Genomic DNA, 12,944 nt, shown 5'->3' with positions numbered 1-12,944 from the left:
TCCTGTAAAGTGTGGTTAGCTCAGCTTACCCTAATCGTATTTAAAATCATCCGGAATAGGCAGTTTAGTCTTAAGCGGGATGGGGCGCTTTCCGCGGCCTTTTTTAAACCGTTTAAGCTGAAATACATAGGCTAAAACTTGAGCGACAGCGGTAAATAGCTGATCTGGGATCTGTTGGCCTATTTCGGCGGTATGATAAAGCGCCCGCGTAAGCATAGGAGATTCTACAATCGGTACTTCGTTACCTTTGGCTATTTTACGAATTTGCATAGCCATTTCATCTATCCCTTTGGCAAGTACAATCGGTGCACCTGCTCGCTCAGTATCGTATTTTAGCGCCACAGAATAGTGAGTAGGATTGGTTACAATTACGTCGGCATCGGGGACATCTTGCATCATCCTTCGCTGCGACATTTGCCTTTGTGTTTGCCTAATGCGCGCTTTAATTTGCGGATCACCCTCTGAGTTTTTGTACTCGTCTTTGATCTCCTGCATGGTCATTTTAAGTTGTTTGTTGTGGTTATAACTCTGATAAGGCGCATCTATTGCGGCAATAATCACCAAAGTGCACGACAACCCTAAAAACATCCACGAGAGTATTTCAAGGGCATGAATTATATTACTAGGTGCGCTTTCAATACTTAAGTGCAAAATTTCATCAAAAAAAGTTTGAATCAAAAACACCGCAAAAATAGCCACCAGCGCAAACTTTAATATAGATTTTACAAGCTCTATCGCTGCTTGTGGGCCAAACATACGTTTAAAGCCCTTCATTGGCGACATTTTACTGGGTTTAGGTGCTGCAGCTTCCCAACTAAAATTAAAGCCGCCGAGTAAGGTATTTCCTATAAATGCTGCAATAACAATAATTAAAACAAACATCGCCATAGGAAACAGCAACGCACTGGCCACCTCACTCCACACCGCAAACATTTTAGTGGTGTCGTAGGTTTCACTGCGATTTAAAGACAGCATCCTGCCCATAATATTGTATAAGCCTTTGCCTATTTCCGGCCCATATAACAGCAACGAAATTGCAGAAAAAATAAGTACGAACATAGTACCTAGTTCTTTTGAGCGTGCTATTTGACCTTTCTTTTTAGCATCTTCGAGCTTTTTGGAGGTGGGTTCTTCTGTTTTTTCTTGTCCTGAATCTTCAGCCATTGCCCCTCCTACACCGTACAGCCAACAAGACTACACATTAGCTCAATCATTTTTAACCACTGAAACTCAAATTGGGTTACAAAATTACCCAAGGTAGCCCAAATAATCATTAAACCGGCAACTAATGTAAACGGAAAACCTATTGAGAAAATGTTTAATTGCGGTGCTGCGCGGGTCATAATACCAAATGAAATATTAATAATGAGCATGGCCGTAAGGGGGGCTAAAGCCAATACCAGTGCAGTGGTAAACATCCAGCTGCCCCACGTTACTATGTCCCAGTAATGATCAACAGCCCACCACTGGCCGTTTATAGGCAACACCGAAAAACTATGCACCACCATTTGAATCATCATTAAATGGCCATTAAAAACAAAAAATAACAAGGTCGCTAAAATTAAGTAAAACTGGCCAACTGCAGGCACACTCGCACCATTTGAAGGGTCTATAACAGAGGCAAAGCCCAAACCGGTTTGCATTGCCAGTATTTGCCCAGCAAGCACAAAGGTATTTAGCATTAGCGTAGAGGCAAACCCTATTGCAACACCTATCAACATTTGCTGTATAACCACCAGCACCATTTCAAAAGAAAATAAATTAGTAAATGTTGCAGGAGGCAGCGCTGGCACCACTAAAAACGTTACCACTACCGCCAATCCCATTTTAATGCGGGTAGGTACGTTTTGCGCGCCTAAGCCCGCCATAATCATGATCATAGAGCTGATACGAACTAAAGGCAGTAAAAAATCACTTAACCATTGAATAACAACAGAAAAAGGAAATTCCACAATTAGCCTGCAATTTCAGGAATGAGTAACACTAGGCGGGTAAAAAAGTCCATTAGCTCTTGAGTAAGCCAATGCCCACCTACAATAAGTGCCCCAATGGTAATTAATAAGCGCGGTAAAAAACTTAGGGTTTGTTCATTAATTGAGGTTGCCGCTTGGAACACCGCCACCACTAAACCAACAAGTAAACCAGGTACCACAATAGCTGATACCAGCTTAATAACTAAAAACAGTGCATCGCTAAGAATATCAACAAAAATTTCTGGTTCCATGTTGTACTCCTAATGTTTAAAAGTGCGAATGTAAAACATGGTTTATGTCCCTAAGCCAAAGCTTTTGGCTAACGTGCCCATTACTAAGCTCCAGCCATCGACCAGTACAAATAACATTATTTTAAAAGGCAAGGACACTATCATGGGCGAGAGCATCATCATACCCATGGCCATTAATACCGAGGCAACCACTAAATCCACAATTAAAAACGGTATAAAAAACATAAAACCAATAATAAAGGCGGTTTGTAGTTCGCTGGTCACAAATGCAGGTATTAACACAATAAGCGGTGTGGCCTCTGGCGAGTCAAGCTGGTCATAACCGGCTATTTTGGCAAACGTTTCTAAGTCTTTTAATCGTACCTGCGAGAGCATAAAGGCCTTCATGGGCTCCTTTGCAAGCTCTAATGCTTGTACCGAAGTAACTTGTTCATTTAAATAGGGTTCTATCGCACGTTCGTTAACTTGCTGATAAATAGGCGCCATAATAAAAATACTTAAAAAAAGCGACATCCCTAATAAAACTTGGTTTGAAGGTGTTGATTGTAAACCAATGGCTTGGCGCAAAATGGCCAGTACAACAATAATACGGGTAAACGAAGTCATCATAATTATGGCGGCAGGAATAAAGCTCAGCGCCGTCATAATTGCCAGTACTTGCAAGGTTACAGAGTAATCTTGCGTCCCGTCGGCATTGGTTGTAATGGTTAGAGCGTCTATGCCCTCTGCACTGCTTGCGGCAGGTACAAATAACACAGCTAAAATAATCAGCAGCCACTTTATCATAGGGTTAATTCTTTTTATTTTGATTCGTTTGCGGGTTTAGTAGTTTGCTAAATCGCTTAGCAAGTTCTGGCAGTTCTTTTTCACTTAACGGCGTGTCTAATTTATGTAAGTAGTTAATACTGTGCGGGGTGACCCCTAATAAATGCTGTGTATTATCTATTTCAACCACCATTAAGCGCTCTCGAGAGCCAAGCGGTAAGCTTCGTACCACTTTAAATTCTTCGCTATTAGCTAAATTTGGGTTAAGTTTTTTAACAAAAAATGCCAGCACTACAATCAGTACTAGCACCGCAACCAACGACAACACCATAGACAAAATGTCGGCCGTAGGTGTTAACGTTTCTGCCTTTGTAAATACTGAGTTTGTTAAAGCAGCAAGGGAGCTCATCGTAATTTTTTGATCCGCTCTACCTGGCTAATAACATCCGTTAAACGAATACCAAATTTATCATTCACTACAACCACTTCGCCATGGGCAATGAGCGTACCATTTACTAATACATCCAGTGGTTCACCGGCTACACGGTCTAGTTCAACAACAGAGCCTTGGTTTAGCTGCAGTAAGTTACGAATATTTATTTTAGAGCGCCCTACTTCCATAGAAATGGTCACAGGAATATCTAAAATTGTATCGAGTTTACGCTTTTCGTCACCGCTAAGTTCATGTTTAGCATCACTTAGTTCATCAAGCTCTGCTACATGCGCTTCGGCGCTCTCATCACCGCCTTCGGCTTCAGCTAAGGCTGCTGCCCATTCGTCCATTGTGTCTTGATCATCGCTCATACTTTTAACCTTTTAATCAATTACCAGTCTAAGTCTACACCGTCAGAAAGGTGTAAATCATCTTCTAGTTCTGCTAATTCTGCATCTGAATCAATTTTCTTGCCGCCTTTGGTAAATACATGCAGCTCAGATTTAACTGAATCAGGGCGTTTAATTTTTTCACTAATTTGTAGCGCAACGTTATCGCGAGAACGACCCATTTTAGCTCTAAATGTAGGTAACTCCTCAACAAATACCGTAATATGCTCTGGCATTTCTACCGGTATAATATCGCCCGCTTTAAGTTCCATTATTTGTTTAAGAGACAAATCCACCTCAAGAAGTTGAGTCGACATATCCACCTCAACGTCCATAATTTCATCGCGTAAAGCTTTGCTCCAGCGCAAATCGGTGTCTTCTGTATCCGATTGTACACCCGCATCTAATAGCTCTCTAATGGGTTCAAGCATTGAATACGGCAAAGCGATGTGAAAATCGCCGCCACCACCATCTAATTCAATATGAAAAGAGCTAATAACCACAACCTCAGTAGGGCTCACAATGTTAGCCATTGCTGGGTTTACTTCTGAATCGAGGTATTCAAACGACACGTCCATAACCGGCGCCCATGCTTCCTTGTAATCTTCAAAGATAATTTTTAGCAGCATTTGCACGATTCGACGTTCGGTAGGGGTAAATTCGCGGCCTTCAATTTTGGCATGGTAACGCCCGTCACCACCAAAAAAGTTATCTACCAAAATAAACACTAAACGTGCTTCCATGGTGATAAGGCCAGTGCCTTTTAGCGGTCTAAAACGCACCATATTTAAACTTGTTGGTACAAATAAGGTATGAATGTATTCGCCAAATTTAATCATTTGTACGCCATTAATCGACACCTCTGCGGTGCGGCGCATCATGTTAAATAAGCTTATTCGCATATGACGAGCAAACCGCTCGTTAACAATTTCCAGGGTCGGCATGCGACCACGCACGATCCGATCTTGCGAAGAAAAGTCGTACTGTAATGTACTGCCTTCGCCGTCTTCACCTTCGTGTATATCTTCCTCTTCGACTTCATCAACGCCGTGTAAGAGTGCATCAATTTCGTCTTGGGATAATAAATCGCTCACGCTAGCCCCTTATTGCATCACAAAGCCGGTAAACAATACCCGCTCAATTACTTTTGTGCCTTCAACATCATTTAGCGCAGCTTGCACTTTTTCAAGCGCAGTAAAGCGTAATGTTTCTTTGCCTGCACTGGTGCTGAGCTCATCAGCTGTGGTGGTTGAAAACACGCTTAATAAGGTGCCTTCAATCAGTGGGATGTGCTTTTTAGCGGTTTCTTCATTTACATCGCCACGCACAAGTAATTGCACTTTTATTTGTACAATTCTATCTCTGCTTGACCCAGGTACATTAAACACAAAGGGTCTTGGCATAGCAACATACAAGGCACTGCCCATTTCAGCTGAAGAGCCTGAAGGTGTAGCCGAGTCGCTTTGCGCTGCGGTTGTTGTTTCTTCATCTAATGTTTCAACGGGTGCATTATCGCCCGCCATAAAAAAATAGCCTGCACCACCGCCTACAACAAGCAGGACTGCCACTATGATTATGATCAGCTTTTTTTTGCTTTTACCGGTTTCTTCTATTTCTAAACTTGTTTCTTCGGCCATTGTGATTCCTTTTATAGCAAAGGTACTTGCTTGTTTTAGTTATTATAATAGCAGTACTTAGGCATAGTAATCTATTGATGATGAAGTTTGTTGTCGAGAACTATGTGGGTTAGCTCCATCTTGCTCATCATTTTTGTCCTGCTGTGTATTTTTATTAGCCGTTTGACCTTGTGATTGCCCTTCGCCTTCATCGCTTTGCTCACTACCAGATTGCCCGTAAGAAATCGTACTTTCACCTAAATCAATTCCCTGCTCGGCTAACATTTCACGTAAGCGCGGCATTGATTGTTCAAGTGCTTCTTTAGCTTGCTGGTTTTGCACTACAAAATTTATTTGTGCTTGTTCAGCATCACTTCTGATACGAATTTGCATACTGCCCATTTCTGGCGGATCTAAGCGAATTTCAGCTTCTTTATTGCTAATGCTTAGCATTGAAGATACACGCTCTTGAAGCATTTTAGCTGCATCACTTTTAACAATATTAATAGCCTGCATCATGCTTGCATCTATATTTACCTGCTTAACCTGCGCGGTGCTGCTTTGTAATTGCTGCGACTGTATAGCTTGGCTCTCTAAAATAGACTGCTCATAACGAGCGTTGTCGTACTGAGTATTTATTTGTGCCTGCGTGTTATTAATGCCATCGGTTATCAACGTAAACACCTGAGCTACACGCGATAAACCAGTATTTGTTTTAGGCTCTTTAAGTAAGCTTTCCTGCTCGGCCTCTAGGGCGTTGAACTCATCTGGACTTACACCGTCCTGCTCAATACTAGAGGGTGCTTCAGCATTAATCATGGCTTTATTTTGCGGTGTATTCGCATTCATTGCAGCATTACTGGCTTGCTGCGCATTTAAAGCCGCATTTGCAGAGCTCGACACACTTTGCGCTTTGCTCTCACTAAGCTGCGTATCAAGCATAGTTTGTAAGTTGCTTATTGTTTCATTTACTTTTTTGAGCGTATCACCTGTTGGTTGCTCGTTACTCACATAGCTTTTTAATTGGCTAAGTAGCGCCTGCTTTTCATCGCTATTTAAGTTTTTTAACTGAGATTGAACTAGCTCACCGCGCGTGCTTGTCTCTTTTTCGTTTTGTACGACAAATTCTGTCAGTAATTGTTTAACGGAGCTTGCACGATCATCACTTTCACTTGGCGTGGTTTCAGTAAATGAGCTTTTAACGTGCTCGTTTAATTGTGCTCGTTGCGCTTCGCTTAATGAGTTGAGTACTTTAGATGTAGTTGATAGCTCTGATTGCGTAGATGAACGAGTCAGTTCTTTGGCTAATTGCTCTATGTCTGCATCGCTTATAGGCAGCGCACTTTCAGCATTTAATACAGTGCCTGGCGCTTTTGTATTCTCAGCACCTTTACCTTCATTATTTACAGAGGCTGCACTGCTATTAGTTTTATTAATTTGTGTTTGCACCGCTTCTGCTATTGGATTTTTAGCGGCACTACTTGCTAGGCTCTCATTTTTTAAAGACGGGGCTAAATTTTCTCCAGCGCTTTGCTTAGCTGCTTTAGTTTCAAGCTCGGCGCTCATAAACGCGCTTTTTTTGCCATTGCTATTATCGTCAGCTAAAAGAGTATCATCGGCTTTAGTCGTTATGGCATCGGCTTCATCAGTTTTACCTAATTGCGAAGCTAAAAAATTGACACTTTTATCACTCTTTTTAGCACTTAAATCGCTAAAATCATTATCGCTACTGCCGTGTTTTTTTACACTTACGTCAATCACTTGCGAGGAGTTTATTTGTGCTAAAACGCTATCGCCAGATAATAACGTATCTTGCGTGTCATCACTTGATGAAGCTGTCGGTTTTTTGCTATTGGCTAGCTGCTTATCATCTGTTGGCAATAAAGAGCCTGTTTGGCTAGGAGCCTCAGAATTAGCAGGCAATACAAAGGGTTTGTCTGCATCTTGTAGCTGGCTTAAAAAAGCATCACCAGATTCGTTACCTCCAGGTAAGTTATTGTCTTTAAATGCTAAAAAAGAGTCTTTTTCAGCTGTTGCCAACATTGAAATATCGTTTATTGCCATAATTCACCTACACAGCACTGCGGCAAGTTGCCACCGCACTTTGCCAAAATTAATTACCACCTACCAATAAAGCAATAAACGCGCCAGAGTTATAAACTTTTACGGCGCTGAAAGAATTGATTAGCAGAAAACTCGTCCAGCATTTTTTGCTCACTCTTTGCCATTAGCGCCGCCGCTTTTAGGTTTTGTTTTTCAATTAATTTTGCTACGGCTTTTGCTTTTACCTGCTGCTTTAACCACAAAGCTTTACGCTGTGTTACAACTTGCTTTGCGGTATTGACCGTACTGGCTTGCTGGCGAATCGCTTCTTCAATTTTTGCTATAAAGGCATGGTACTGACCAAAGCCCGCGCTTGATAAACCAGACTTTCCTTTCACATGTAATTGCTGAGAGTATTCTAATCTAAAGTTATTTAACCCTTGCAGCTTTTGTTGGTTAGCTTGTAAATTTTGATTGGCTTGTAAGTAGCTCATGCGCAGATTTTCTTCTTTGTCGTTTTCGAGCTTAAGCAGTAAATCGAGCTTATTTTTTGCCATTATGCTTGTCCTAGTAATTGAGCTAGGCCGTGTAAACCATCGTCGTAACTTATTACATCGCGCATACCTTGCTGTAAAAACGCATTTACGCGCGGCATCATATTTATAGCTTGATCAAGCATTTGGTCAGCCCCTTTTTGATACGCACCTAAGGTGATCATATCTTTATTTTGCTGATACATTGAATAAACTTGTTTTAATACGCGGGCCTGCTGCATATGAGGCTCAGACACCACTTGCGGCATAACACGAGAAATTGATTTTTCGATATCTATCGCGGGGTAATGACCGCTATCGGCTAAGTCACGCGAAAGTACAATATGCCCATCTAAAATAGCACGTGCAGCATCGGCTATTGGGTCTTGCATATCATCGCCCTCACTAAGCACTGTAAAAAACGCAGTGATAGACCCTTGCCCTTCGCCGCCATTACCCGCTCGCTCCACCAGCGCCGGTAATTTAGCAAATACAGAAGGCGGATACCCTTTTGTTGCAGGAGGTTCGCCAACCGCTAGCGCTATTTCGCGTTGCGCCATGGCGTAACGGGTTACTGAATCAAGCAATAACAATACGTTTAAACCTTGATCACGAAAGTACTCAGCAATGGTCACCGCACTTTCACAGCCTTTCAAGCGCATAAGGGGCGATGCATCAGCAGGAGCAGCTACCACAACAGAGCGTTTGCGCCCTTCTACACCGAGTATCTCTTCAATAAATTCTTTTACCTCACGGCCACGCTCACCCACTAGGCCAACCACAATAACATCGGCTTCACTGCCGCGGGTCATCATACCTAAGAGGACCGATTTACCAACACCAGAGCCTGCAAACAAACCCATACGCTGGCCTTGCCCTACAGTAATAACTGAGTTTATAGCCCGTACACCTACATCCATAGGTTGGCTGATTGGTCTTCTAGCGAGGGGGTTTATGGGGTTTTGTGCAAACTTTAAATAGTGTTCGGCGTTAATTTTTCCCAGGCCGTCAAGCGGACGACCTAAGCCATCTACAACGCGGCCCAGTAGGCTCATACCAACGGGCAAGCCGGTATCATTTACTTGTGGAATAACACGCGCACCGGGTAACACACCGGAAATGTGGTCATTAGGCATTAAGTAAAGGGTTTGCTCACTAAAGCCCACCACCTCAGCATCTACAAACCCTGACATAGTTTCTATTTTGCATTGGCTGCCTACAGGCGCACGTAGCCCTTTCGCCTCAAGGGTTAAACCGACTACTCTGGTTAAAATACCCGCTACAGCAGGTTTAAACGCTGCAATATGTTGTTGGTATTGATTTAAGCGTTCGCTTAGAGGTGCACGTTGAGCTGCCATAACACGCCACAAAAAAGATTAGATACCGCTATTATGCAAAAAGCTATCCAACGTTTCTTTGACACGGGTTTTTAGGGTCATATCTAAAGACGATTGTGGCGTTTTAACTTCGCAACCGCCGCGCTCGAGTGTGGGTTCTGCAATTAGCTGCCAATTATTATCTGCAATAGTTTGCTCACCATAGCTTTGCTTTACCAGCTCTAGGTCATCTGGATTTAAATGCACACGAACTTTTTCTTGCTCAGTATTTAATGCATCTATGCTTTTTTTAAGCGTATGTAAAATAACATCGGGCGATGTTTTAATTTCTTGATAGGTTATAGCTTCTGCCAACATAACCGCTAATTGCACTAAGTGCTTTTCTGCCAGTTCGTCCACTTTATCAAGCGGAGCGCTGAGGTTGTCGATTATGCTACGCAAGCTGGTTAACTGCTCTTCTATTAACGGCTTAACGTCTTCTTGGCCTTGTGTTTTACCAAGCTCTACGCCTTCTTTGTAACCTGCTTCTTTGCCCTCACCAACCCCTTTTTCAAAGCCATCTATGTAGCCTTGTTCGTGCCCTTGCTTTAAGCCTTCCTCATAAGCATCTTGCCTAATGCGCTCAAGCTCAGCCATAGTTAACGAAGGCAGTTCAGGCTCTTGCGGCTGAGTGTCTTCTACTGCTTCTTCTTCAACTTCTTTTTTATACAAATCAGAAAGCGGTGTGCCAAAAGCCGTTGAACGATTGCCAAAACTACGCTCATCAGGAGCAACGTCAGGTATTGGCCAGTTTTTTAAAAGCTCATCAGCATCATCTGCATGTAAAGGGCGACCTTTTAATTTAGACATAGCTTACAGGAACTCCTCGCCACCGCCGCCGCCTAGCTGAACTTCACCTGCGTCAGATAGACGCCTTGCCGTTGAAAGCACTTCTTTTTGGGCAGCTTCTACTTCACTTATTCTAACCGGTGCCATTGCTTCTAAGTCATCGGCAAGCATTTCGGCAGCACGTTTAGACATATTACCCAAAATTTTATCTTTAAGCGCTTCATCAGTCCCTTTAATGGCTTTCATTAGTACGTCTTGCTGTACTTCACGCAGTATGGCTTGAATACCGCGGTCATCCACATCCAAAAGGTTTTCAAATACAAACATAAGATCTTGAATTTGCTGAGACATTTCTTCATCGTGTTCACGAATAGAGTCCATCAACTGCCCTTCTACATTTGTATCTAGGTAGTTCATGATATCTGCCGCGGCTTTTAAGCCACCCATTTTAGCGGCTTGTGCGCCTGCTTGACCGGCAAATTGTTTTTCCATAATCTCGTTAAGTTCTTGCAATGCTGCAGGTTGCACTTCTTCAAGGTTCGCAATACGCATAGTTAAATCTAGGCGCACTTTTTCAGGAAATTGCGCTAGGATTTCTGCCGATTGCTCAGGCTCTAAATACGATAAAACAATAGTTTGAATTTGCGGGTGCTCATTACGAATAATATTGGCAACTTGCTTTGAGTCCATCCATTTAAGTGAATCTAAGCCTTTAGCGCCCGAGCCCATTACAATTTGGTCTATTAAACTAGCTGCTTTATCTTCACCTAATGCGGCGGTAAGCGCCTTTTTAATAAAGTCTTCTGACTGGAAGCCAATTGTACTAAAGCTTTGTATTTGTTCTATAAATAAATTGTGAACTGCGCTTATTTTAGATTGTGACAAGTCATCTAGCGCAGCCATTGCCATACCCACTTTTTGCACTTGCTTAGGCTCTAAGTGTTTAAGTATTTGCGCTGCGTCTTCTTCAGATAAGCTCAATAAAAGAATCGCGGCTTTATCTACGCCATCTAACTTGTCAACATCAAACGCTGGCGGGAGTTGTTTTTGTTCTTGATCAGTCATCTTCTGTTAACCACGCTTTCACTACTTGTGATGAGAGTTCAGGTTCGTTCGCTACAAGTGCTCTTACCGCTTTAAGCAAATCTTCGTCGCCATGTAAATCTGGCAGCTGTAGTGTACCATCGCTTGAGAAGCCTACAGAAGCAGAATCAAAGTCTTTATTTAGCATATCTAGCGTGCTATCGCCAATATCCACCCCAGAGCTTAATGCATCTTCATCGTACTCTTCGAGCGTATCATCTGGGTATATTAAGCGTTTAAGCATAGGCTTAACAACTGCCATAATAAGCACAATAATAACCAGCGCACCCAGTACTAAGCGGACGATTTTCATAAACCAGTCCTGCTCCCACAGCGGTACTTCTAAATCTAAATCAACTGCTTCGCGTACAAATGGCACAGTTACCACCTCTAATGCATCGCCGCGTTGCATATCAAAGCCTACCCCACCTTGTAATAGGCGACGTATATTTGACAAAGCCTCTACCGAGCGCGGCGCCATGGTTGTTTCGCCGTTTTCACCTACTTTTGGCACATAATCAACGGCAACCGAGACGCTAATTCTGCGAATAACCCCTGTTTGTTGGCGCTTATGCGAAATGGTGGTGTCTAGCTCAAAGTTACGTGTAGCCTCTTTATGCACTCGGCTTGGGTTCGTTGCCGTACCAGCATTACCTTGACCTGCCACTTCTGGAATAGTTGAATTCATAGGTGGTTGATTAGTGAGTGCCCCAGGGATACCTACCGCTAAGCCACCAATGTTGTTCTCTTCAAATGTGGTTTCGCTTCTTACTGCTGGTAAGTCTGGGTTGTAGCGCTTTTGTGTTTCTTCTACTGAGCTAAAGTCCATATTTAAATCAACTTGCGCCGTGTAGTTACCCAAGCCGACTACAGGAATAAGAATACTGTCTATTTTCTCTAAATACTCTTGCTCACGCTTTCTTTCAATGTCGTACTCTTTACGAGAGCGTGCTGCTAATGAATCTTGTGAACCTGAATTAAGTAAGCGACCGTTTTGATCTGTTACCGTAACACGTGAAGGCTCAAGCCCCTGTACTGCAGAGGCAATCATATCAACCACTGAGTCAATTTCTTCGCCATCAAGCATTCTGCCGCGCTTAAGAGTTAATACCACTGTGGCTGATGGCTTTTTTTCTCTGCGTGCAAATACGTTTTCTTTTGGAATGGCTAATAAAACTTTAGCGCGTGTTACGTTGTTTAATTCTTCTATGGTGCGGGCAAGTTGTTGCTCGCGGCCATGTTTTAAACGTTCACGCTCTAATCGTTGGCTAACACCAAAGCCCATATCTTGCATTATGATATCGGTGCCTGAGGTAGGACCTTGCTCTAGGCCTTCACGGGCCATTAGCAATTTAATGTTTTGATACTCGCTTTCATCAACCGAAATTACGTTGCCATCTAGCTCGTAGTCAATTTTTTGTGCATCTAAAAAATCAAGGGTTTGGATCAGCTCTTCTGTTGGCATTTTACCCAGCGGACGCATGTCTGGCTGACGTGCCCAAATAATCACAAATATAGCAATAGCTAAACAAATAGCCAGCGCAATAATAAGGGTGACTTGGCGAAGCACATCAACACCATTTAAGGCGCTTAAGTAGCCCGACTTTTGTTCTTGTTGCTCGTTATCTTCGCTTTGGTCAATACCGCCGCCAGCAAGAGCAAGATCTGTTGATTGATTAGATTGCGCCACAAT

14 protein-coding genes are annotated in these 12,944 nt (G+C 42.8%); all 14 read right to left on the bottom strand.

Annotated features, from left to right (window positions below):
• Positions 1 to 30: 30 nt before the first annotated feature.
• The gene (gene flhB, locus MTF64_RS03200; protein WP_248450557.1) at positions 31 to 1,164 is read right to left on the bottom strand and encodes a flagellar biosynthesis protein FlhB; all 1,134 of its coding nucleotides are present in this window, start codon (positions 1,162 to 1,164) and stop codon (positions 31 to 33) included.
• Positions 1,165 to 1,172: 8 nt separating this feature from the next.
• Positions 1,173 to 1,952 carry a flagellar biosynthetic protein FliR gene (fliR, locus tag MTF64_RS03195; protein WP_004588302.1) on the bottom strand — a complete coding sequence of 260 codons (780 nt, stop codon included), beginning with the start codon at positions 1,950 to 1,952 and terminating at the stop codon, positions 1,173 to 1,175.
• Positions 1,953 to 1,954: 2 nt separating this feature from the next.
• Positions 1,955 to 2,224, bottom strand: a complete 270-nt coding sequence (gene fliQ, locus MTF64_RS03190; protein ID WP_004588301.1) for a flagellar biosynthesis protein FliQ — start codon at positions 2,222 to 2,224, stop codon at positions 1,955 to 1,957.
• Positions 2,225 to 2,266: 42 nt separating this feature from the next.
• Positions 2,267 to 3,010: a flagellar type III secretion system pore protein FliP gene (gene fliP / locus MTF64_RS03185; RefSeq protein WP_024032315.1), complete on the bottom strand. Its 744-nt coding sequence runs from the start codon at positions 3,008 to 3,010 to the stop codon at positions 2,267 to 2,269.
• 4 nt (positions 3,011 to 3,014) lie between these two features.
• Positions 3,015 to 3,398: a flagellar biosynthetic protein FliO gene (gene fliO / locus MTF64_RS03180; protein ID WP_248450555.1), complete on the bottom strand. Its 384-nt coding sequence runs from the start codon at positions 3,396 to 3,398 to the stop codon at positions 3,015 to 3,017.
• Positions 3,395 to 3,793: a flagellar motor switch protein FliN gene (gene fliN / locus MTF64_RS03175; protein WP_004588298.1), complete on the bottom strand. Its 399-nt coding sequence runs from the start codon at positions 3,791 to 3,793 to the stop codon at positions 3,395 to 3,397. The genes fliO and fliN overlap by 4 nt, the downstream gene beginning before the upstream one ends.
• A 20-nt stretch (positions 3,794 to 3,813) precedes the next feature.
• A complete protein-coding gene (fliM, locus tag MTF64_RS03170; protein WP_004588297.1) occupies positions 3,814 to 4,905 on the bottom strand; it encodes a flagellar motor switch protein FliM in 1,092 nt (363 codons plus the stop codon).
• 9 nt (positions 4,906 to 4,914) lie between these two features.
• Positions 4,915 to 5,448, bottom strand: coding sequence for a flagellar basal body-associated protein FliL (fliL, locus tag MTF64_RS03165; RefSeq protein WP_248450554.1), 534 nt, complete (start codon positions 5,446 to 5,448; stop codon positions 4,915 to 4,917).
• Positions 5,449 to 5,505: 57 nt separating this feature from the next.
• Positions 5,506 to 7,491, bottom strand: coding sequence for a flagellar hook-length control protein FliK (locus tag MTF64_RS03160; RefSeq protein ID WP_248450552.1), 1,986 nt, complete (start codon positions 7,489 to 7,491; stop codon positions 5,506 to 5,508).
• 89 nt (positions 7,492 to 7,580) lie between these two features.
• Positions 7,581 to 8,027: a flagellar export protein FliJ gene (fliJ, locus tag MTF64_RS03155; RefSeq protein WP_004588294.1), complete on the bottom strand. Its 447-nt coding sequence runs from the start codon at positions 8,025 to 8,027 to the stop codon at positions 7,581 to 7,583.
• Entirely contained in the window at positions 8,027 to 9,361 is a 1,335-nt protein-coding gene (gene fliI / locus MTF64_RS03150; RefSeq protein WP_054982998.1) for a flagellar protein export ATPase FliI, read from the bottom strand. Before fliI ends, fliJ begins: the two co-directional genes overlap by 1 nt.
• 18 nt (positions 9,362 to 9,379) lie before the next feature.
• The gene (gene fliH, locus MTF64_RS03145; RefSeq protein WP_096041359.1) at positions 9,380 to 10,189 is read right to left on the bottom strand and encodes a flagellar assembly protein FliH; all 810 of its coding nucleotides are present in this window, start codon (positions 10,187 to 10,189) and stop codon (positions 9,380 to 9,382) included.
• 3 nt (positions 10,190 to 10,192) lie between these two features.
• Complete coding sequence (fliG, locus tag MTF64_RS03140; RefSeq protein WP_096041358.1) at positions 10,193 to 11,233, bottom strand: flagellar motor switch protein FliG; 1,041 nt, start codon at positions 11,231 to 11,233, stop codon at positions 10,193 to 10,195.
• On the bottom strand, positions 11,226 to 12,941 hold the full coding sequence (fliF, locus tag MTF64_RS03135; RefSeq protein WP_004588290.1) for a flagellar basal-body MS-ring/collar protein FliF: 1,716 nt from the start codon (positions 12,939 to 12,941) through the stop codon (positions 11,226 to 11,228). Before fliF ends, fliG begins: the two co-directional genes overlap by 8 nt.
• Positions 12,942 to 12,944 lie beyond the last annotated feature (3 nt).

Source organism: Pseudoalteromonas sp. 2CM41L (assembly GCF_023161905.1).
GTDB lineage: Bacteria > Pseudomonadota > Gammaproteobacteria > Enterobacterales > Alteromonadaceae > Pseudoalteromonas > Pseudoalteromonas atlantica.
This window is presented reverse-complemented; position numbering and strand designations above follow the sequence as displayed.